General features: G+C 69.6%; 22 protein-coding genes. 8 read left to right on the forward strand and 14 right to left on the reverse strand.

What is annotated here, in order from left to right; translation table 11 throughout:
* The 3 genes from ACFQ6N_RS35380 to ACFQ6N_RS35390 form a co-directional block, all read right to left on the reverse strand.
* Positions 1 to 414 (reverse strand): hypothetical protein (locus ACFQ6N_RS35380; RefSeq protein ID WP_380658025.1); only part of this gene is annotated, 414 nt, incomplete at its 3' end.
* A gap of 391 nt (positions 415 to 805) precedes the next feature.
* Positions 806 to 955, reverse strand: coding sequence for a hypothetical protein (locus tag ACFQ6N_RS35385; protein ID WP_380658026.1), 150 nt, complete (start codon positions 953 to 955; stop codon positions 806 to 808).
* Positions 956 to 1,653: 698 nt separating this feature from the next.
* Positions 1,654 to 2,142 (reverse strand): RICIN domain-containing protein, encoded by a 489-nt coding sequence (locus ACFQ6N_RS35390; protein ID WP_380658028.1) that lies wholly within the window; start codon positions 2,140 to 2,142, stop codon positions 1,654 to 1,656.
* Positions 2,143 to 3,385: 1,243 nt separating this feature from the next.
* Between ACFQ6N_RS35390 and ACFQ6N_RS35395 the strand changes: the two genes are divergently transcribed.
* A complete protein-coding gene (locus ACFQ6N_RS35395; RefSeq protein ID WP_380658029.1) occupies positions 3,386 to 4,222 on the forward strand; it encodes an oxidoreductase in 837 nt (278 codons plus the stop codon).
* A 760-nt stretch (positions 4,223 to 4,982) separates the two neighbouring features.
* Here the strand turns inward: ACFQ6N_RS35395 and ACFQ6N_RS35400 are convergent.
* The 8 genes from ACFQ6N_RS35400 to ACFQ6N_RS35435 form a co-directional block, all read right to left on the reverse strand.
* Entirely contained in the window at positions 4,983 to 5,537 is a 555-nt protein-coding gene (locus ACFQ6N_RS35400) for a WD40 repeat domain-containing protein (RefSeq protein ID WP_380658033.1), read from the reverse strand.
* Between the two features lie 58 nt (positions 5,538 to 5,595).
* A complete protein-coding gene (locus tag ACFQ6N_RS35405) occupies positions 5,596 to 5,757 on the reverse strand; it encodes a hypothetical protein (protein ID WP_380658035.1) in 162 nt (53 codons plus the stop codon).
* 181 nt (positions 5,758 to 5,938) lie between these two features.
* On the reverse strand, positions 5,939 to 6,355 hold the full coding sequence (locus ACFQ6N_RS35410) for a DUF2690 domain-containing protein (protein WP_380658037.1): 417 nt from the start codon (positions 6,353 to 6,355) through the stop codon (positions 5,939 to 5,941).
* A gap of 117 nt (positions 6,356 to 6,472) precedes the next feature.
* Positions 6,473 to 6,910, reverse strand: coding sequence for a hypothetical protein (locus ACFQ6N_RS35415; RefSeq protein ID WP_380658038.1), 438 nt, complete (start codon positions 6,908 to 6,910; stop codon positions 6,473 to 6,475).
* A gap of 390 nt (positions 6,911 to 7,300) precedes the next feature.
* Positions 7,301 to 7,699, reverse strand: a complete 399-nt coding sequence (locus ACFQ6N_RS35420) for a spore-associated protein (protein WP_380658041.1) — start codon at positions 7,697 to 7,699, stop codon at positions 7,301 to 7,303.
* Between the two features lie 129 nt (positions 7,700 to 7,828).
* A complete protein-coding gene (locus ACFQ6N_RS35425) occupies positions 7,829 to 8,170 on the reverse strand; it encodes a spore-associated protein A (RefSeq protein ID WP_380658042.1) in 342 nt (113 codons plus the stop codon).
* A gap of 194 nt (positions 8,171 to 8,364) precedes the next feature.
* On the reverse strand, positions 8,365 to 8,793 hold the full coding sequence (locus ACFQ6N_RS35430) for a DUF2690 domain-containing protein (protein ID WP_380658044.1): 429 nt from the start codon (positions 8,791 to 8,793) through the stop codon (positions 8,365 to 8,367).
* A 110-nt stretch (positions 8,794 to 8,903) separates the two neighbouring features.
* A complete protein-coding gene (locus ACFQ6N_RS35435) occupies positions 8,904 to 9,344 on the reverse strand; it encodes a hypothetical protein (protein WP_380658047.1) in 441 nt (146 codons plus the stop codon).
* A gap of 365 nt (positions 9,345 to 9,709) precedes the next feature.
* On the opposite strand from ACFQ6N_RS35435, the gene ACFQ6N_RS35440 reads away from it, so the two are divergent.
* The 3 genes from ACFQ6N_RS35440 (at position 9,710) to ACFQ6N_RS35450 (ending at position 14,463) form a co-directional block, all read left to right on the forward strand.
* Positions 9,710 to 13,600, forward strand: coding sequence for a helix-turn-helix domain-containing protein (locus ACFQ6N_RS35440; protein WP_380658048.1), 3,891 nt, complete (start codon positions 9,710 to 9,712; stop codon positions 13,598 to 13,600).
* Positions 13,601 to 13,690: 90 nt separating this feature from the next.
* Positions 13,691 to 13,942 (forward strand): hypothetical protein, encoded by a 252-nt coding sequence (locus tag ACFQ6N_RS35445; protein WP_380658050.1) that lies wholly within the window; start codon positions 13,691 to 13,693, stop codon positions 13,940 to 13,942.
* Positions 13,942 to 14,463 (forward strand): hypothetical protein, encoded by a 522-nt coding sequence (locus ACFQ6N_RS35450; protein WP_380658052.1) that lies wholly within the window; start codon positions 13,942 to 13,944, stop codon positions 14,461 to 14,463. The genes ACFQ6N_RS35445 and ACFQ6N_RS35450 overlap by 1 nt, the downstream gene beginning before the upstream one ends.
* 114 nt (positions 14,464 to 14,577) lie before the next feature.
* Here the strand turns inward: ACFQ6N_RS35450 and ACFQ6N_RS35455 are convergent, their stop codons facing one another.
* From ACFQ6N_RS35455 to ACFQ6N_RS35465, 3 genes are all read right to left on the reverse strand, one after another.
* Entirely contained in the window at positions 14,578 to 15,021 is a 444-nt protein-coding gene (locus ACFQ6N_RS35455) for a hypothetical protein (protein WP_380658054.1), read from the reverse strand.
* A gap of 241 nt (positions 15,022 to 15,262) precedes the next feature.
* Complete coding sequence (locus tag ACFQ6N_RS35460; RefSeq protein ID WP_380658057.1) at positions 15,263 to 15,889, reverse strand: TetR/AcrR family transcriptional regulator; 627 nt, start codon at positions 15,887 to 15,889, stop codon at positions 15,263 to 15,265.
* A complete protein-coding gene (locus ACFQ6N_RS35465) occupies positions 15,886 to 17,472 on the reverse strand; it encodes an MFS transporter (RefSeq protein WP_380658058.1) in 1,587 nt (528 codons plus the stop codon). Before ACFQ6N_RS35465 ends, ACFQ6N_RS35460 begins: the two co-directional genes overlap by 4 nt.
* A gap of 189 nt (positions 17,473 to 17,661) precedes the next feature.
* Here ACFQ6N_RS35465 and ACFQ6N_RS35470 point away from each other — a divergent pair, with 189 nt between their 5' ends.
* From ACFQ6N_RS35470 to ACFQ6N_RS35485, 4 genes are all read left to right on the forward strand, one after another.
* The gene (locus ACFQ6N_RS35470) at positions 17,662 to 17,925 is read left to right on the forward strand and encodes a hypothetical protein (protein WP_380658060.1); all 264 of its coding nucleotides are present in this window, start codon (positions 17,662 to 17,664) and stop codon (positions 17,923 to 17,925) included.
* A 320-nt stretch (positions 17,926 to 18,245) separates the two neighbouring features.
* Complete coding sequence (locus ACFQ6N_RS35475; protein ID WP_380658061.1) at positions 18,246 to 18,434, forward strand: hypothetical protein; 189 nt, start codon at positions 18,246 to 18,248, stop codon at positions 18,432 to 18,434.
* A 96-nt stretch (positions 18,435 to 18,530) separates the two neighbouring features.
* Complete coding sequence (locus ACFQ6N_RS35480; protein ID WP_380658063.1) at positions 18,531 to 19,331, forward strand: SAM-dependent methyltransferase; 801 nt, start codon at positions 18,531 to 18,533, stop codon at positions 19,329 to 19,331.
* Complete coding sequence (locus ACFQ6N_RS35485; RefSeq protein ID WP_380658064.1) at positions 19,298 to 20,122, forward strand: hypothetical protein; 825 nt, start codon at positions 19,298 to 19,300, stop codon at positions 20,120 to 20,122. Before ACFQ6N_RS35480 ends, ACFQ6N_RS35485 begins: the two co-directional genes overlap by 34 nt.

Here is a 20,122-nt window from a genome sequence, read left to right on the forward strand (position 1 = left end):
TGTCCCCTCTCCCGGATCTCGCCCCCACCCCCCAAATAAAAGTCCTACTTCCGCGGGGGGCCGTTTGCCACCCCCCCCCCCCCCCCCCCGCAGGCTGCCGGACAGCCCCGGCAGCCAGACGATCGAAGCGATCAGGGCGGGGTCGATGATGTTCAGCCTCGGCTTCACAACGGCGTTCACCGCTGCCACGATCTGCGCGTTCTGCTGGGCCCTGATCGACGCCATGGTGTCGATCAGGAGCTGGTTCACGATCCGGCCGGTGCCGGCCAGTTGCGTCCGTAGAGGGCCCAGTGGGTCGTTGCCCCGAGGGAGCAGCTGAGGGATCCTCACCCGGCAGGCCCCCGCCTCCGCGGCCGCAGCCTCTCCGTCGTCCTGTGCTTCGTCTTCGCCGTCCTGCTGTTCCGGGTCGCTCATGGGTCTCAGCATCCCGTACCCGACTGACACCGTTCCCGGATTTTCCGGGGCGGGCAGGCGACTGGGGCGGCGGCCGGACCGGTGGGGGCGCGACCGCGGCAGCGCCGGGCGCGCGGCACCGGCAACCGGCACGGGGACGGGGCGGCGGACGGCGGGGCGAGCGGGCCGGGACAGCACCGAGCCGGCCCTCGTCCCCGTCGTCCTGGTCGTCCTGGGTGTGGGCCGCCGAGGCGGGGTGCCGGGCGAGATCGCCGAGGCTGGGGCGCCGGCGTGCCAGCCTCGGCGTGCACGACGGGGACCGGCACGCCGCCCCGGTCGGCGACGGTGACGATCAGGCCCTCCACCAGGGCCACCCAGCCGTCCACGCCGCGCCCAGTCCAGCCCCCGGTTGTCAGCGGGCGAGGGTCACCGTCAGCACCTCGTCCCGGCAGCCCGCGGCCAGCTGCTCCATCGCCTCCTGCTCCTTGGCAGCGACACTCAGGCGCCAACGGGTCTTCACCGCTGTCCAGTCCGTGAGGTAGGTGCAGCGGTAGGACTCCAACGGCGGCAACCACTTCGGCCGATACGCGTCCCGGATGCCGCCGCCGACGTGGCCACCGTCGACGGGCGGCCTTGAGCCGCTCGCCTGCCGCAGCGACAGCGCCGGCGGTGCGCCGTGGCCGCCCAGTGGCCGGTCAGGTCACGGCCCGGCGTGGCCGGCTGGCATGTTCGAGGTCGTGCTGGAGCTGGTCGCGGGTCATGATGGAGCGGCCGGCTGCCGGCGCCGCTCCCCGGCGAGCTGCTCCTGAGCGGCGCGCAGCTCCTGCCCGAGGCTGAGGAGGTCGGCGACGAGGGTCCCGGTATGAAGGGCGAGCTGGTTGGCGGTCCACGCTGCCCGGGTGGGGCGGCGCAGCGCGCGGGTGCGTGCGGCGAGGGGCCGGTCGGTCTTCTTCGGCTCATCGGCCTGGCGGTTGCGGGCGGTGGTGAAGTCGCCGGGGGTGAGGGTGTAGGGCTCGTCGGTGATCTGGTCGAGGGTCGGCCTCGGGGGCCGTTGTCTCGGACTCTATGACTGGCTGCCGTGCGGGCAGGTCCTGGCTGCGGACGCGCCACCGCTTGTGTGAGGTCAAGGCCTGGCGCGGGCCTGGCAGTCCGGTACGACAGGAGCCCGGAAAGCCACGTGGCCGGCCTGAGTCTTCGCGGTTCGGGTCATATGGCTGAAGTCCCTGGCTTCGGCCACATGACCCGAACCTTGAACAGTTCCTACCAGGCGACTCGCCAGTACTGGTCGGCGAAGGCGCCGGTCGTCACCTGGATCAGCTGGTTCCCGTCCGCGTACCCCTGGACGGCCAGGGAGAGGTTCGTGCCCGACTTGCTGAACTGGACGAGCTGCTCGCCGTTGTACCAGCCCAGCTGCGTGTACCACACCTGGTCCGAGAAGGTTCCGTTGCAATCCACCTGGATGGCTTGGGTCCCCTCGGAGTTTCCCTGCGCTGCAATGCACTTGTTGCTGTTCAGGTTCTTGATCAGGTTGAGGCCGGGGCGGATCGAGATGTAGCCCCATGCCTGGTCGTAGAAGTCCGAGCACTGGTACTGGAACGGTACGGCCCCGCCGGCGTCCCCCTGAACGACGAGGCACTTGTTGCTGTTGCGGTTCCGCAGGTGTTTGCCCGCCGCGCTGTCCGCGAGAAGCGCGGCCGCGGGCTTGGCGGTGCTGGCGGCACCTTCCGCGAATGACGGCACGCTGGACACGACCAGCGTCTCCTCGGGCGAAGCCGAAGCTGTCGGAGCGGTTCCGAGCGTCAGACCGAGCGCCGATGCGAGGACGCAGGCCGCCGTTGCCTTGCGCAGTTCACTAGCCTCTCCTGTTCTGTGGGTGGGACAGTAGTTCGAGTGCATCAAACATGCCGGACGGCGTTTCAAGCCACCGTCAAACCGGCCAAAGGTTCGACCAAGAAGGCTCTCTGTGCGCTTGCGAACCTGAAGCCCGGGCCGATATGAGCATCGATCGAAAAATGCGGCAATCTGGCATTCTCCTGACATCGGGTCGCTCGCGCCACGATGGGTGTTCGTCAGCGAAACTCCCTCACCACTCCGTCGCCGCGCGGAGTCGGACACGGGTGATGGAGCGGGCGTTCGCCCGCGGCGTGGGCGCCCGTGATCTCGGTGGGGCGGCGCGGACGGCTTACGCGCAGGTGCCGAGCATCTCGGTGAGCGCGTTCTTTTCGGCCTGGGTGGTGCTGAGGCCGTCGATGTACTTGATGTCGGTCCAGGCGCGGGAGTAGGTTGCACCAGAACGACCGCAGCGGCGGGCGCCAGGCGTCCGCTCCCTTGTCGGCTTTGCTCCTGTTCGAGGCGGCGGAGACCGCGACCAGCTGGCTGTGGGTCAGGTCATTGGCGAAGGCACGGCGCTTGTCCGTGGTCCAGGTGTCGGCACCGACTGGCAGGGAGCGTCATTCCGAAGGTGCAGTATTCCTCCGCCGAACCCTGCGTACGTAACTCGAACACGCTCGCCAGTCACCAGGAGAACCCGCAGGCCACGCCGCGGCCGCTTCCTGACCGGTGGCAAGAGCGGCCCTCGTCTCGCCGGGCTCGATCCGATCACGTCCAGGATGCCCACGACCAGGTCTGCGACTGCGACCGCGTCCGGCCCCGTCACCACTCGCACATCGTGCTGACGGGCACCGGCCCGCGGCTCGCCCGGGCCACCGGCGGCCCGGGGAGCGCGCGCACAGCACCTCGACATTTCGACATTCCATGCAAGGGTTGTCAGCATGCCTGACGATGAAAGGCCGGCCGCGGTGCTGACCGCGGCCTACCGATGCTTCACCCGCCACGGCGTGCGGCGCACCACGATCTCGCCCTCACCCGCGGTCTCGAGGCCGACCTGAGCGACCCCACGGCCCCCGTCCGGCGCCTGGAGCAGGCCATCGGTCTCCTCACCTCCGGCCTCGCTGCCACCGCAACCCCGCTCCGGACCCGACTGGAGACCGACATGACCACTGCTGTCCTGATCACCGGAACCTCCTCCGGTATCGGCCACGCCACCGCCGAACGCCTGGCCGCCCGAGCCGGCCTCACCGTCTACGCCACCGCCCGCCGGCTCGACAGCATCGCCGCGCTGGAGAAGACCGGCGCCCGGCTCCTGGCCCTCGACGTCACCGACGAGACCTCCATGACGCAGGCCGTGCACGCCGTCGAGGCAGAGCACGGATCCATCGGCATCCTGATCAACAACGCCGGCTACGGCGAGTACGGAACCATCGAAGAGACCGACCTCGACGGCGTGCGCCGCCAGTTCGAGACCAACGTCTTCGGCATGGCACGCCTCACGCAGCTGGTCCTGCCCGCCATGCGCGCCGCCGGCCACGGCCGCATCGTCAACATCGGCTCCATGGGCGGGCGCCTCGTGTTCCCCGGCGGCGGCTACTACCACGCCAGCAAGTACGCCGTCGAAGCGCTGACCGACGCCCTGCGCTTCGAAGCCGCGCCCTTCGGCATCAAGGTCAGCCTCGTCGAACCGGGACTCATCCGCACCGCCTTCGGCGACACCGCCGCCCACACCCTCGCCGCCTCCAGTCGCCCCGCCGGCGCCTACACCGCGCTGAACGCCGCCGTCGACCGGCAGATGGCGGCCTCCTACCGCTCCACGCTGCTGTCCGCCCCGCCGCAGACCGTCGCCGCGGTCATCGAGAAGGCGGCCACGTCCTCGCGGCCCCGCACCCGCTACGTCGTGACCCCTGCGGCCAAGGCACTGGTGCACACGCGCCGCCTCCTCGGCGCCAAGCCCTTCGACGCCTACCTACGGCTCCAGTTCCGCAGCGGCCGCTGAGCACCGACGTCGCCGAGCCCCCGCTCGCGGATCCCCCTCCGCGGCGAAGGCCGCACCGCCGTCGCCGCCCGTCGTAGGGCTGCGGTTGGGACTGATGTGTCCGCGCAACGGCCTGTCAAGACGGACCGGGTACGGCGTGCGGGCCGCGACCTGTTCGAGGTGCTGCCGAAGAACTGACAGCGCGGGCCCGCAGGTTGGACCACCGTGTCGTGGCCGGCGTTTCGGGGGCCGGCCGGTTCGTCCCGTCCAGACCCGGGGCGATGAGAGCAGGTCGGGCGGAGGGGCCTTCGCGGGCCTGCGGTGGTATGCACGACGGTCCGTGCCCGAGTGAGGGCGGGCGGGTCGGTGTGTCAGGCTCGTCAGGCCAGGCCCAAACGGCGATACGTTGATCATGGATCGGACAGCCTGGACCGACCCATTCATCGAACCAGTTTCCGAAGATAACGAGGAATTCATTTGCCGAGTCGGGAAAGTGGGAAGCTTTCGATCTCGGCGGAATCCGGAGTCATCGGCGATTCATCGGGAATGTCCTGGTGTCAGCCAAGGATGCCGGGGCGGCCGACATCCGCCTGCAGTTCGACGGCCTGACTAAAAATACATGGGTAGGATTCGACGGGCTGAGCGCCGAATTTCCCGCCGGTAGTCGTTGCCCTGAATCGGACTGAAGAGGCGACGCCCTTGTCCGGCCCATCAGGATTCGAGTCGACGGGTCATGTCGCTGGGGCAGCCGATCGCCGCCGCGACGGCGCCACGCCGAAACCTATGCTCGCTCCGTCGATGCGCGCCAGAGCCGGACCCTGCTTCCATCAGCACTCGCGAGCAACGGCTCGTCGGGGGCGAACGCTGCCGATTTGAGACCGTTGACGAAACCCGTGAGTGGAGACCCGAGGGAAAGGCCAGCAGCCGGATCCCACAGGCGTACCGTGCGGTCCCTGCCTCCGCTCGCCAGTAGCCGTCCGTCAGGAGAGAAGGCCACGGCCCGCACGCCGTCACGGTGCCCAGCAAGCGGAGCACCCACGAGGGAACCTGTGGCCACCCTCCATAGTCTCGCCGTGCCGTCCTCGGAGGCGGTCGCCAACAGCCGCCCCTCGGGCGCGAACGCCACCGCCGTGACGTTCCCGGTATGCCCGCTCAAGACCGCGTCGGTGAGGTTCAGCGCCTGCCTTGGTGAGTCCGCGTACTCGGTAACGGGAACATCGTTGCGGAGCACCGGCTCCGGCGGGCCGAGCGCCGCGGTGACCCACGCTCCTCGTCGAAGAGCCTTCGTCCCAGCTGCCGGCACAGAGGCCGCTCTCAAGCCGTTCGGCCCCGGCACTCGACATGCCGAGGGCCCCGACCACTTGATGGTGGTCGGGGCCTTCGGTGTCTGAGTGTCAGCGGCACAGCTCCTGACCGGCGCCGGGGTCGAGCTCGGTAGTGATCTGCAGTCGGAGGGCCAGGTCCAGCGGCGCCTCGAAGGTACGACAGGTCATCTCGGCCGCCGCGTCGAGGGCCTCGCCCGGGGTCGGGCCGAAGGCCGCACCCGACCGGCGCATCGCGTCGACCGGGCATCGTGCCCGTTCGACGGCCGGCCACTACTCAGGTAGGAGGGCCGGGATTTCTCGCATTGCCTCGCAGGCATCTGGTCCCACCTCGGCGCCGCCCGCTGCCCCTGTTGAAGAGACGGAACCGAACCGTCGCTGCGGCTCCGAGAATCTCCGAACGGGCACCGGAACCTCAGTGCCAGACGGTGCAGGTCTCGGGAGGGATGCAGGCCCGCGCGGGGCCCGAGCCGTCGACCATGTCGCTGTAGCCAGTGGCACCTTTCGCGTGCCACTGAACGTAGTTGTGTTCACTCTGCACCCAGAACGCCTGCCCGTACGAGGTGTCGTAGATCCGGGCCCAGTTCGCCCTGCACGAAGGGCTGTAACGGAGTTCGACCGTGCCCAGCGCCGAGGACGCCGAGTCCACCGTGAAGGCGTCCGCGCTGCAGCCCGTGTCCACCGGGTCCTTGTCGTCGCAGGAGGACCCGTAGCAGCCGCCCGTGACCTGGTGTGTGGCGGCGGACGCGGTCGGAGCGGAGAGCCCGGTCAGCGCGGTCGCGGCTGCCGCGAGGCCGAACAGGATCCCAAACGTACGATTCGTGCGCTTCATGGGGATTTCCTTCCCTGGAAGGAGGAGAGAGGGGTGATTGACGTCGCCAGGCGGGCTCGGCGCCGTCCGCCGCGTGCGCACCGGACTGCACGGCGCCGCCGGCCGCAGGGTGGAACCTCAGTGCGCGTTGGTGTAGATGTAACTCCCGGTGTCCCAGTCGTAGATGGCGAGCTTGATGGTCTTGCCGGCGTCGGAACGCCCGTGGTCGCTCGCCGCCCACCAGCCAGTGTCCAGAGCGGTCGTGGCGGGTGCACCGGACCAGTCCCATCCGCTGCCGTTCCACGTCAGGACCCACAGGTTCTGGCCCTCGTGGGTGGTGTAGAGGAACGAGTCGATGTACTCGTGACCGTCGTCCCCCCAGTAGACGTTCATCCACGCGAGCTCGCCGGTGGCGCTGACGGTGTCGCACCAGTGGTATTTGGCCGCGCACGTGATCGGGGACTCGAGCTGTTGCGGCGCGGCGGAGGCCGGCGCGGCGAGGACGACGGTGGCGCCGATGAGCGCCGTGCTCGACACGAGCGCGGCCAGCGCGGTACGGAACTTGACGGGTCGCATTGCTGTCTCCTGTCGATAGGAGGAACGGCGGGGCTTCGGGGCGTTCCAAGCGCCGTGGGGTCTCGGGTGCGGGTGCGGGTGCGGATGCGGGTGCGGGTGCGCTTCACGGGAGCGGCGAACGCGGCCCGCGAGGGCGATAGCGTCGCCGGGGCGTGGTCGTGCTGCTGTCCGAAAGCAGCCGTTGCCGGACTCGGACTTCGCCGCGTCCGTCCCTGGTGTCAGTGGGTGGCGCTCCGGATGAGGAGCCGGAGGACGCGACGAACTTCCCCGGTTTCACCGCGGTTGCTGCGACAACCCGGCGGTGGAGTTCTCTCGCCTCACCCGCTTCCACGGTGCTTCGTGGCGCACCCACCCGCCACGCAAGGACCTGCGGGTCCTGCCGGGCCACCGTCACCATCGCCTCGGTGCTGATCTGGATCCGGTCCTTGAGGACGGACCCTGGTCGCAGTGGGTGTGCCACCGGCTGACGTCCTGGTCGTGGATCACACCGCCCCAGTCGATGCAGGTGCCGCGGCCGTTCACCGAGACGGGGCCGGCGTACGAGGTGTAGTAGCCGGAGTCGATGTCCTGGATACCGTCGTCCCGTCCGATCCAGGCATTCATCGAGAGGGCGGCGCCCGGGTGGCTGCGCACGACGACCAGGCAGTTGCGGCCCGACTCCGCGCTCCAGGTCAGGTAGGCCGTTCCGAGGTTCCCGATCGGCGCGGAGTCGATGGGTTCGTACCCGTTCCCGCAGAGTCCGGACGCGGCAGCGTGGGCGGTGGGAGTGGCAGGGGCGAGCAGTCCCATCGCCACGGCTCCCGCGATGACTGCGGGAACGGAACTCCTGAGGCCCCGGAGCCGTCCGGGACCGTCGCGAGAGCCGGCCCCACCGCACTGGAGTGCTTCGACGATCATGATCGTTCCTCCTTCCTCTCGCTACCCGCAGTGCGACCTGAACTGGTACGCCCCGGTGGGTGCGTCGTCCACGTAGCCGCCCCAGTTGATGCAGGTGGCCCGCCCGTTCGCGTACACCGGACCCGCGTAGTGGTGGTAGAGGTTCTTGTCCTCGGCCTCGAAGCCGTCCGCGGTCCGCTGGATCCAGGCCGTCATGTAGTAGAGCTCGACGGGGCCGTCGTTCGCTCCGTACTTCTGCGTGACGACACAGTTGTAGCCGTTGGATTTGTTCCAGGTCAGAAAGGTGCGCCCGTAACCGCTGATGTCGAGGGAATCGACCTCGCTGTATCCGGCGCCGCACGATCCGTTGTAGTCCCCGTTCACCGGAGTTGCTGCGGCCGTTCCCGGAAAGGCAAAGAGGCCGACGGCCGCCGACGACAGGGTGATTGCGATGCGGAGGCGGAGCGAATGGATTTTTCTCAATGGGACTCCTTGCGTGATTGACCGAGTGTGTGGAGGTGGATGATCCGCGTCGGCATTCCCGGAATGCGAAGGATCGAAGCGCTGGATGGAGGGCCTCAGTGCCAGTCGGTGCAGATGGGCTTGTCCCAGTTGTCGATGCAGGCTCGCGCTTCGGCCGCACCATTGACCATGTTGCCGTAACCGGTGGAGCCGGTCGCGATCCACCCGTGGATGTTTCCGTTCGTGTTCTGCACCCAGAAGTTCTGCCCGACCGAGGTGCCGGAGATTCGGGCCCAGTTCGCCATGCACGAAGGGCTGTATCGCAGTTCGATCGTGCCCTTCGCCGAATCCACCGAGCCCACCGTGTAGGCGTCCGTGTTGCAGCCCATGTCCACCGGGTCCTGTCCGTTGCAGGAAGACCCGTAGCAGCCGGCCGTGACCTGGTTGGTGGCGGCGGATGCGGTCGGAGCGGCGAGCCCGGCCAGCGCGGTCGCAGCTGCTGCGAGGCCGAACAGGATCCCGACCGTACGATTCGTGCGCTTCATGGGGATTTCCTTCCCTGGAGAGAGGGGTGGTTGACGTTGCCCGGCAGGCTTAGCGCTGCCCGCCGCATGTGCATCGGCCGGCGAGACGCCGCCGACCGCAGCGGGGAGCCTCAGTGCGCGTTGGTGTAGATGTAGTGCCCGGTGTCCCAGTCGTAGGCGGCGAGCTTGATGGTCTTGCCCGCGTCGGAGCGCTCCTCGTCCTTGGCCACCCACCAGCCGCCGCCCACGTCGAACACAGCGGGGGTGCCGTACCAGTCCCAGTCGCTGCCGTTCCACGTCAGGGTCCACAGGTTCTGGCCCTGGTGGCGGGTGTGGAGGTAAGCGTCGACGTACTCGTGACCGTCGCTTCCCCAGTACACGTTCATGTCCACGCTCACATCGCCGCCGCGGACGACGTCGCACCAGTGGTAGTGAGTGCTCGCGCAGTCGACCGGGGAGTTGAGCCGCTGCGGCGCGGCGGAGGCCGGCGTGGCGAGGACGACGGTGGCGCCGATGAGCGCCGTGCTCGACGCGAGCGCGGCCAGCGCGGTACGGATCTTGACGGGTCGCATTGCTGTCTCCATTCGGTGTGGAAGCGGTGGGACTTCGCGACGCTCCGAGGGCCATGAGCTCTCGCAGGCCGAGCCCGTCGCCGTCGCGGCGGCGGACGCGGCCCGTACGGGCGGTGGTGTCCCCGGGGCGTGGTCGTGCCGTTGCCGGGGCCGGCCGTTGTCGCGCTCCGGCCCTGACACAACCGAGCTTTCACGGCCGGCCGGTTGTTGCGCAGCCCTCCTCGCCACTCGAAACAAAAGGCCGCTTCGCAGGCCGGAAGGACCGCCGGAACGAGACAGGCTGACGGGAAGCCGTGGCAACGGCGCTCGCGGGTCCGTAGGTTGACGCGGGTCGATGGTGTCGCCGAGCGGGGGGAGGACGCGGGATGGGCCGTCAGGAGGGCCCGTTGGATCCGGCGGCAGGGCCGGTCCAGCGTTTCGCGTTCGAGTTGCGGAAACTGCGCCGGGAGGCGGGTGACCTCACCTACCGGGCGATGGCCGGTCGTACCCGCTATTCGGTCGCGACGCTGTCGCGAGCGGCCGGCGGGCAGCAGCTCCCGACACTGCCGGTCGCATTGGCCTACGTGGAGGCCTGCGGCGCGGACCCCGCGGAGTGGGAGCGGCGTTGGCGCGCGGCCGTCCGGGAGACGGCCGCCGAGGACGGTGACGACGCCGGTGCGCCGTACCGGGGACTTTCCCGGTTCGAACCGGGTGACCGGGAGCGGTTCTTCGGCCGGGACCGGCTCGTCGCCGACCTGCTGGCCCTGGTCGACTCCCGTCGCCTGGTCGCCGTCGTGGGCGCCTCGGGCAGCGGCAAGTCCTCCCTGCTCCGTGCCGGGCTGATCCCGGCACTTCGCGACCGGGGCACGACGGACGCGGGCCCGGCCGCCATCCGGATCCTCACCCCGGGCCCGCGCCCCGCCTCCGACCACGCCGCGCTGCTGACGCCCGGAAACGGCACGGGCGACACCGTGCTGGTGGTGGACCAGTTCGAGGAGACGTTCACGCTGTGCAGCGAGCCGGCGGAACGCGCCGCCTTCATCGGCCTGCTCCTGGCGGCGTGCGCACCGGACAGCCGATTACGGGTGGTCCTGGCGGTCCGGGCGGACTTCTTCGGCCACTGCGCCGACCACCACGGCCTGGCCGTTGCCCTGCGGGAGGCCACCCTGCTGGTCGGGCCGATGAGCCCCGCCGAGCTGCGGGAGGCGATCGTCAAACCGGCCGCCGGCGAGGGCCTGATCGTCGAACGCGCCCTGACCTCACGGATCATCGAGGAGGTCGACGGCGAGCCGGGCGGGCTTCCGCTGCTGTCCCACGCCCTGCTGGAGACCTGGCGCAACCGCAAGGGCAGGGCACTCACGGAGGCCGCCTACGAGGCCGCCGGCGGAGTGCGCGGCGCCATCGCCCGCACCGCGGAGCGCGCCTACACCGGTCTGACACCGGACCAGGCCGTCCTCGCCCGGCGCGTCCTGCTGCGACTGATCGCTCCGGGAGAGGACGGACCGGACACCGGCCGCTCCGCCGACCGCTCCGAGCTGGAGTCCCTGGGAACCACCGCCGGGGACTCCGGGGCCGCGTCGGTACTGGAGGGCCTGGCCCGCGCCCGACTGGTCACCCTGGACGGCGACACCGTCCGCCTCGCCCATGAGGCACTGATCGACTGCTGGCCCCGCCTGAACACGTGGGTCGAGGACGCCCGCGACAGGCTGCGCCGGCACCGACGCCTCACCGAAGCGGCACGGACCTGGGAGGACCTGGGCCGTGACCCCGGAGCGCTCTACCGGGGTGCCCGCCTGACAGCGACCGAGGCGGCCTTCGCGGCCGTCGAGCACCGGGACGACCTCACCCCACTGGAGGTCGAGTTCCTGACCGCCGCTCTCACCGCCCGCGACGAGGAGCACCGGAGCGCGGCGCGCTCCACCCGACGGCTGCGCACCCTGCTGGCCACACTGTCCGCCCTGGTCGTGCTGGTCCTGCTGGCCGGGGTGATCGCGTGGCAGCAGAGTCTGACCGGCGAACGCCGCCGCACGGAGGCCGCCGCACGCCGCGCCGCCGCGGTGGCGGACGGCATGCGCTCCTTGGACCCGGTCACGGCGATGCGGCTGAGTGTCGCCTCGTGGAAGGTCGCCGACCTCCCCGAATCACGGTCCGCGCTGCTCGGCGCCACCGTCCAGCCGGACCAGGACGTCTTCACCGACCCTCCGCCCTCCGACAAGGCTGCCCCGGAGACGCATTTCCTCAGCGGCGACGGCCGCACCCTGGTCAGCGTCGGCTCGGACCAGGTGGTGAAGTGGGACGTCGACACGCACCGGCAGGTGGCCTCGCTCCCCGGCATGGCGAAAATGGCTTATTTCGTGACCGACATGAGTGCTGACGCCCGGGCACTCACGGTCTACAGCCCCGATCAGGTGAATGTCCGGGACCTGCCCACGGAAAGCAGCAGCGAAGTCCCGGCAACACAAAGCGGTTCCGGGTCTCTCCTTCATCCCACCGCCGCCCGGTTCGGTCCGAGTGGGCGGACTCTGCTCCTCTACGGGCTCGACCTCGACCTATCAGAATTCGTGATCCAAGTACGGGATCTCCGTAGCAGCCAGGTGCTGCTCGAACGACGCACCAAACGCAGTGATCACCGCGAGGTCAGCAACGACGAGTTGCGCCGCCTACCGGGCCTCAGAGCGCGACAGATTCTGCGAGAGCAGCGATTCACCCAATACCCCTACCCCGATGCGTCGTTGAACCCCGATGACCGCCTGATGGCGCTCTGCGTTCCCGGAGAGCCGGTTCAGGTGTGGAATCTGCCGGAGCAACGTGAAGTGCCTACCCCCTGGGCTCCCGCCGTCACCGCGGAACAATGTCTGAACCAGGCTGTCCGCTTCACGCCGGACAGCCGCCTGCTGGCAGTCACCGATAGTCGGGGAGTCCGGATCTGGGACATCGCCTCGGGAACAGAACTCCCACGGATCGAGCACGTCGGCATATCAGAGGTGGCATTCAGCGCGGACGGAAGATTCGTGCTGACGTGGGACGGCAAGGAGGTGATTCTGTGGCGCCTTGACACACCATCGGTCTCCGTTTTCAGGTATCCGCTGGCCAACAACGACGTCGGCCAGTTCAGGCTGGACCTGGATGAACACAGGATCCGCTACCTCCAAGGATCGACCGGGGCAGAGGTCCGCACCCTCAACCTCACGAATGTCCTGGACCCGAATTGGGAAGGCGAATCAGCGGCGGCCGCCATGTTCAGCCCCGACGGCAGCACGCTTGCCACGCTGCTGTCGTCCCCGGGCGCAGGAACGTATCGCTTCCGGCTTCGGGATCCGCGCGGCGGAGGACACGTCGTCGACCTGCCCGACATGTCCTGCCCGTCGCACCCCGAAGGTCTTCAGTCTCCCGTCCCGTGCACCTTCCTCATGGCATTCCGTCCCGACGGGCGAGCCTTCGCCTATGGCGTCGTCGACCACACCTCGATCGATTCTCCCCCACCATCACGTGTGTTCATCTGGGACATCTCCGCCGGCCGCACGTCCGCGACCCTTGACCTCTCGGCTCCCGATTCGTTCCCGGGGAGCACCGTCGACGCGATCGCCTTCACACCGGACGGAAAGTCACTCCTGGCATCACGCCAGATACAGATGGATTCGGTGGAGGTCTGGGATCTGTCCCGGCAAACCAGGACGGGCCGGATCGCCCGCATCGGGGGAGACCGACTCACCGTCCGACCGGACGGACGGCTCATCGTCACCTCGCACAATCAAGTCGCCAACCTGGCGTCCGGTCTGGTGATCCCTCGTACGCTCACCCAGAGCATGACCCACGCCGTGGCGTTCAGCCCGGACGGCGCGTACCTGGCCACCGGCGACGAAGCCGGCCGCGTCAGCCTTTGGGACGGCAATGCAGAGCGGAACCTGGGTGTCCTGCCCGGCACCTTCCGTCCCGACACCACAGGGACGCTCCACCCGATCTCCGCACTCGCCTTCTCCCATGACGGCCGTACCCTGGCCGCCTCGGGAACCGACGGCACGGTGCGGATGTGGGACCTCGCATCCCACCAACCACTCGGCCCCGCCCTCCCGGTGCCAGGAGGCGCCGCCCTCTCCCTGGCATTCAGCCCCGACGACCGCACACTGCGCACAGCGACCGAGCACGTGCCCGCGCACGAGACCACCGTCGCCCCCGCCCAGGAAGCCCTCGGCATCTGCGAACGAGCCGGAGGCGGACTGTCACGAGCCGACTGGGAGACCTACCTCCCCGAGGTGCCCTACCGGAAGGTCTGCTGACCCGCAACGGCTCCACCCACCCCGACGAGCGACGGACGGACACCGCGGGACGGCGGGGGTGAGCGACTGGTCGGCGCAGCGGGTGATCCGGTGGTCGCGTACGGCGCACTCGGGGCCGCGGTCGAACGCGACGACGGACGGGAACGGGGTGGGATAGTGGCGGACGTGGGTGATGACGCCGAGGATGCCGGCCGGGACACGGGCATCAACGCGGGCGTCCGGTTCCCAGTACTCCTCGGCGGCCAGGTCCGGTTCGGACGGGGTCGAGGGGGCGGCACGTTGGCCGACTTCTACGCGGGCACTCGACTGCTGGACGGCGACACGTTCTACGTGGCGGCCTGATGGAAGCCCTCTCGATCGAGACCCGGGTGTCACACGGCCAGTTCTGTATCAAGGACCCGGACGTCGATGTCGCCCTCGATGTCTATGCCGGGTTGAACGGCCTCATCCAGACCCGCGGGGGCGAGAACCGCGCGACCATCCTGACCGGCATCTCGACCGGGAAGATCGCGCTCACCTACGCGCCGTGCCAGGCGGAGCCAGCGCTCCACCTCGACGGGTGGGACGACGTGGTCGAGGTCAGCATGACCTTCGCCACCCGGCGGGCCGGCTTCGTCGGGCACGGCTTCCAGGACGACCCGATCACCGACCTCCCGAGCCTGTCCGCCGCCGGTGCGGGCTCCTACCGGCTCCGTGTCCACGCCCGTGGCCGAAACGAGGACCTGGACCTGGACCTGGACCTGGAAGACAACTACGGCGACCTGGTGGAGTTCTACCTGGTGCAGGCATGGCCGAACCCGGTGGTACCGGAGATCAGGTACAAGCTGACCGACCGTCGCGGCGAGTACGTCCGCACAGCCTGACGGCGATGGTGCCTCGGCGGGTGCTCCCCGACCGAGGCACCCCGCTCTCGTTCTGCGGCGGTGTGCGCGGACCGGCTGTCAAGGAGTGAGGACGGCTCCGGCGCCGTGGCGAGATCACGGCATCGAGCCTATGGCCCGAATGCGGAGGTCACCGGACCAGCTCTCGCAACGGACGCTTCCTGATGCGAAGTCCAACTCAAGGCCCATCCGCCCCGTCAGCGGCTCCCAGTCCTCTCGGACTCCGAGCACGACTTCCCCGACACGGCTCGCCAGCGGGATCTCCTCTTCAACGGGTCGCACGTCGATCCGGCCCCAGTCGCCCATGTCGTAGCCCTCGTACGGCTCGGACGCCTCGACCACGAGGCACCAGTCCGTTCCGCTCATGATGTGGGTGGACACCCCCTGGTCATCGATGATCCACAGATCGACAGGGGTGTCGGATTCCCGTCCCTCGTATACGTGCCAGGACGCCACAAGCCGCACCAGCCGACGACCGATCAATGACACGGGATCGATGCCAGGTCCGTGGGCCGGACATACGGGGTTCGAGAGCTCCATCCGGGCACCGTACCGTCGACCTCGCACCGGCTCACCCGCTTTATGCCGCCGACCGGCTCCCGGAACCCGCGGCCCGGCTGGGGACCGGGGTCGTCATGATCGGACGCGAGTGCCGCCCTTCCATGACCTACCGACCGGCCCGACTCGGCATCGCTTGGCTGATGAGTCGACATGTCAGTGGGTGTGGGTGTGGGTGTGGGTGTTTCGTTCCTGCTCCGGGGTTCAGCGACGAAACGCCCGGTCAGAGAGTCATCCCCCTGGCGAGGAGGTCCATGGTCCGGTCGACGAGGTCGTGCAGGTCTTCCTGCTGGCCGCCGCTGACCCACTGCCACAGGGTCTCGTCGACGGCGGCCATCACGGCGACGCAGATGACGCGGACGGGCAGGGAGTCGGCGGGGTGTCCGGCGCGTTCGGCCAGGACGGCGGCGAGCATGTCCGCGTCCCGTGCGGCCTGTTCGGCGGTGCGGCCGCGGATCACGGGGACCTCGCGGACGAGGCGGGTGCGCTGGACGAGTTCGGTGGGGTCGGTGGCGTGGAGGTGGTCCAGGGTGGCGAGGACGGCGTGGCGCAGGGATTCGAGGACCGGTTCGCCGGCGGGGCGGGAACGCAGTCCGGCTTCCAGGAGCGGGTCCTGTTCGTCGGTGAGGACGATGTCCTCCTTGGTGGCGAAGTAGCGGAAGACGGTGCTGGGCGAGACGTCGGCGGCGGCGGCGATCTCCTCGACCCGGGTGGCGTCGTAGCCGTTCTCGGCGAACAGGCGGTAGGCGGCACGGCGGATCGCCTGCCGGGTCCGGGCCTTCTTCCGTTCCCGCAGCCCGGACCGGTCGCCGGTGGTGTCCGTGGCGGGTGTGGGGTTCTCGGGGGTCATCGTTCGGCACTCCTTCGGTCGGGGGCGGTGGTTCCGGTTCGGGGTGCGGGGGTCGGTGCGGGGGCGGGTTCGGGGGTCGGTTCGGGGGCGGGTTCGGGGACGGGCAGGAACCGGAGCACGAGCAGGGCGACGGCCAGTGCGGCAGCCGCGCAGGCCGCCAGGAGGACCCGCGTCCCGTCGGTGAAGGCGCTGTCGGCCGAGGCCGCGAGCCGGCCGGCCGTGAGGCGGTCGGCCACCAGATGGGCGGCGGCGACGGACTGCCGGGCCTCCACGGCCTGGGCGGCGGGGAGGGCGTCGGTGTCCAGCCGGGCCGCGTACACGCTGGTCAGGATGCCACCGAGCACCGCCACTCCGAGGGCGGAGCCACACTGGCGCAGCGTGGTCAGCAGGCCGGAGCCGCTGCCGGCGCGTTCGGTGGGCAGTGCGCCCAGGGCGTAGCCCACGGCGGGCACGATCGCCGTTCCGAGTCCCAGGCCGGCCGGCGCCAGCCACAGCGCCAGGGCCGGGTATCCGCCCGCCTGCCCCACGGCCGTGCCGAGGAGGGTGGCGGCACCCAGGGTGAGCAGCCCGCCTCCGATCACGGCGCGTGCGCCGAAACGGGCGGTGAGCGCGCCGGTCAGCTTGGGGGCGGCCGCCATGGCGGCCATCAGCGGCAGCATCGCCAGTCCGGCGCCCTGGCCGTCGTAGCCGCGGACGTCCTGGAGGTACTGGGGCAGGGCGAACATGAGGGCGGCCAGGACGAACGAGACCAGCGTGGCCGCCGCCGTGCTCCACACGAAGCCCGGCTGCCGCAGCAGGGTCAGGTCCAGCAACGGCCGCTCCTGGCCGCGGCAGCGCCGTACGAGAGCGGTCAGCAGGACGGCCGCGGCCCCGGTCGCGACCAGGACCAGCGGGCTGGCCCAGCCCCGTGCGGGTCCTTCGTTCAGGGCGAGGACCAGGGCGCCCAGTCCCGCGACGGTCAGCGCGGCGCCGGTGGCGTCGAGCCGGGGCGGGGCCGGGTCCCGGCTCTCCGGCAGCAGGAGGACGCAGGCCGCGATGCCCGCGAGCGCCAGCGGCACGTTGACCAGGAAGACCGAGCCCCACCAGAACCGCTCCACCAGCCAGCCGCCCAGCAGCGGGCCGAGCGGGAACCCGAGGGCGGACACCGCCGAGACGACACCGAGGGCCCGGTCGCGCTCCTGCGGGCCGAACAGGGACGGCAGCACGGACAACGCCAGCGGCATGACCAGCGCGGCACCCGCGCCCATCAGCGCACGGGCCGCGACGACCAGCCACACCGTGTGGGCGAAGGCGCCCAGCAGCGAGGCGCCCAGGAAGACCCCCAGGCCGACCACGAGCACGCGCCGCCGTCCGAAGCGGTCACCCAGCAGCCCGCCCGGAAGCATCAGGGCCGCGAGCACCACCAGGTAGCCGTTCACCATCCACTGCAACTGCCCGCCCGTGGCACCCAGCTCCGCCGAGATCGACGGCAGCGCCACGTTCAGGACCGTCGTGTCCAGGCCGAGCAGCAGATTGCAGGCCACCAGGGCCGCCAGTGCCCACCAGCGCCGCGAACGGGACAGCGCCGACGAAGGGCACGCCATGCCAACCTCCAGGAGAACCGAACCATGAATCTGACACCAGACTCCCATATGAGAGTCGACTGTCAAAATATCGGGCTTCCTGGACCCCCGCAGTACCCCACCCGCCCGCGTCGTGGGGCGCCGGCGCGAACGGTCTGCGATCGCTTCCCCGCGGCGGCCTGACTCCCCCATCAGCCACCACCGTCTGGAGTGGAGCCGGTACGCCTCGTTCTCCGCGAGGTATTCGGGGCCGCGGTCTTCCGTGAGCCCGATCGCCTTGCCGTGCCGGCCCTGGTCGGCCAGGAGTATCAGGGCCGACTGGAGGAGGTTGCTGTCGTGGAGGTCGTCGAACGTGTGCTCCGCCGCCTTGATCCCCTCGTCGAACCTGCCCTGGCCGATGAGCAGTTCCATCAGCATGTTCTCGCGCCGACCCGGATGCCCGGCCGCGATGGGACCGCGCAGGACGGGCCGTAAAGGACCTGGGATCGAACACACCGTCTGCCGACAGCTCCACACCCAGGGCGCGGTCCTCACTGTGCTGCTCATCGGCCCGCATCTCCGACGCCACCCCGGGAGGGTTGGCGCGCTGTCCGGCGGACAAAGAGCTCGCCGGAATGTGGCGTTAGCGCCCGAACGCATGCGATTTGACGAGAGTGAAAGTGATCAAAATGTTTCACCGGGTGAATATCCCATTGCGAGCGCACTCGAACGATGGAACCGCGATGCCTGGTCGTTAGCTTGATCTTGTTCGCCCGAGAACCGGGTGACATTTCACAGAGAATGGAGAGAGCCTCATGCCCGTGGCACTCGTGGATACCGCGCAGCAACTTGTCGGCTCCGTAGCCGGCCAGGACAGCCACCCGGCGCACCGGGAGGTCGTGGTGCCGTCCTACATCCCGACCATCGAAGAGACGATCAAGGCGAGTGGTGCCCACTGCCAGGGAACCTGCGCGAGCGTCGTCGCGGATTCCAACTGCTTCTGATCCGGGCCTTCCGACCCGGCCGGCGAGTGCGGTGCCGACTTCGGCGCCGGAGTCACGACCGGGATCGGTGAAGTCCTCGTTCGAAAGGCCCATCGGGTGCGCCTGAAGCGTGCTGACCTGCGCGTCCCCGATGCTCAAGCCGACCTGTACCTGGTCGGCTTGGGCATCGGGGGCTTCGACCGCCGGAGTGTCGAAGCCGATCAGATCCTGCGTGACTCCCGCAGGATCCTCCATCTCACCGCCTACGACTCCGACTTGCGGCTGCGCTACGACGGTGAGGTGACCGACCTGGAGGAGGTCTACGCCGCCGATCCCAATCCGGGCCAGGTCTACCACGCGATGGCCGCCCGGGTGCTGGAGGCCGCTGCCGAGGGGCGCGGTCACGGGCCGGTCAGCTTTCTGACCTATGGTCATCCTCTCTTCCTGGTCGACACCGGCTGGCTGTTGCAGGAGGCGGCCCAGCGCCACGGACTGACGGTCAAGGCCTTGCCCGCGACGTCCTTCCTGGACACCTTGCTGATCGATGTGGGAGCCCGCTTCGACTACGCCGTCCAGGTGTACGACGCCAACGCCTTCTACCTGCACTCGGTCGCGCCGGACACCCGTTTCCCTCTCGTCCTCTCCCAGTTCGGTTCCTTCGGCACCGACCGGCTCCGCGACCGCGAGGACCTGTACGGTCGGCTGTCGCCGCTCACGGCACGGCTTCGCGATCTGTACCCGGCGGATCGTGCGGTTGCCGCCGTGCTGTCGGCCTGGCGCTCCGACATGGCTCCGCAGATCAGCCACGCCACCGTCGGTGAGCTCGACAGCCTGGTGTCCAGCAGCCACAGCGGGATGACGCTGTACATCGGGGGGAGCGAGCCGTGGACGTTGCCCCGCACGCACTGGAACGACTGAGCCGGCTGCGGCTGGACTTCTGGGGAACGACGGTCGACGCACTGCTGCAGAGTTCTGCGGACCTGGCTCATTTCAGTTACTACTTCCAGGATCACCGGCGCACGGAAACGTCTGGTCCCGCAGATTTCGAGATCGCTTTCACGGCGGAATCGGAGGCCTTTACGGACGGTTCCACGGATACCCTGAGAAGCATATTTCTACGCACTCCGGAACTCGACTGGTCCTGTTACGAGAAATACCGCGGGGCGGCGAGAAAGCCGAGCCCGCTCCCACCGTTCTCGTTCCCGCCGTTGAGCGGCATGGTCCGCACCGTGCACGCCAGTGCGGCAAGTGCGCCGTGGGCTCCGGGCCAGGCGGTGCTGCTGCACGGGCCGTCCCTGGCCGGCAAATCGGTGCTGCTGCTGGAACTGCTCCGGGCCGGCTGGGGCTTCGTCAGCGACGACACCGTGCCGATCGAGCGGGAACGGCGACTGCTCTCCTACCGCCGGCCCATCGGAGTGCGGGAGCGCACGCTGGACGTCCACCCGTGGTTGCGTCCCTTCCTGGCCGAGGCGCCCTCCTTTCGGACACCGACCGGAACCACCTGGGCGGTGCACCCCGCCGCCCTGCCGGTTCGACGGGCTCCGGAGCGGACCGAATGGGCCTGGACCGTCGTGCTCAGCCCCGCGGCCGAGTTCGAACTCCAGCGCATCGGCGAGCACAGCTGGCGGCTCGCCTTCGACCCGGCCCGCCACGCCCGACAGGCCGTGGCGGAGCTCTCCACCACCCTGACCGCAAGCACCGGGACCTGA

It is taken from the genome of Kitasatospora sp. NPDC056446 (assembly GCF_042796115.1).
In the GTDB taxonomy this organism is placed as follows: domain Bacteria; phylum Actinomycetota; class Actinomycetes; order Streptomycetales; family Streptomycetaceae; genus Kitasatospora.

Coding starts and splice junctions, on each gene's coding strand:
- ACFQ6N_RS35450 (WP_380658052.1), top strand. CDS start 13,942: ATGGAAGCCCTCTCGATCGAGACCCGGGTGTCACACGGCCAGTTCTGT.
- ACFQ6N_RS35415 (WP_380658038.1), bottom strand. CDS start 6,910: ATGCGACCCGTCAAGTTCCGTACCGCGCTGGCCGCGCTCGTGTCGAGC.
- ACFQ6N_RS35460 (WP_380658057.1), bottom strand. CDS start 15,889: ATGACCCCCGAGAACCCCACACCCGCCACGGACACCACCGGCGACCGG.
- ACFQ6N_RS35405 (WP_380658035.1), bottom strand. CDS start 5,757: ATGCGCCGGTCGGGTGCGGCCTTCGGCCCGACCCCGGGCGAGGCCCTC.
- ACFQ6N_RS35420 (WP_380658041.1), bottom strand. CDS start 7,699: ATGGGACTGCTCGCCCCTGCCACTCCCACCGCCCACGCTGCCGCGTCC.
- ACFQ6N_RS35410 (WP_380658037.1), bottom strand. CDS start 6,355: ATGAAGCGCACGAATCGTACGTTTGGGATCCTGTTCGGCCTCGCGGCA.
- ACFQ6N_RS35475 (WP_380658061.1), top strand. CDS start 18,246: ATGCCCGTGGCACTCGTGGATACCGCGCAGCAACTTGTCGGCTCCGTA.
- ACFQ6N_RS35435 (WP_380658047.1), bottom strand. CDS start 9,344: ATGCGACCCGTCAAGATCCGTACCGCGCTGGCCGCGCTCGCGTCGAGC.
- ACFQ6N_RS35395 (WP_380658029.1), top strand. CDS start 3,386: ATGACCACTGCTGTCCTGATCACCGGAACCTCCTCCGGTATCGGCCAC.
- ACFQ6N_RS35455 (WP_380658054.1), bottom strand. CDS start 15,021: ATGGAGCTCTCGAACCCCGTATGTCCGGCCCACGGACCTGGCATCGAT.
- ACFQ6N_RS35440 (WP_380658048.1), top strand. CDS start 9,710: ATGGGCCGTCAGGAGGGCCCGTTGGATCCGGCGGCAGGGCCGGTCCAG.
- ACFQ6N_RS35465 (WP_380658058.1), bottom strand. CDS start 17,472: ATGGCGTGCCCTTCGTCGGCGCTGTCCCGTTCGCGGCGCTGGTGGGCA.
- ACFQ6N_RS35430 (WP_380658044.1), bottom strand. CDS start 8,793: ATGAAGCGCACGAATCGTACGGTCGGGATCCTGTTCGGCCTCGCAGCA.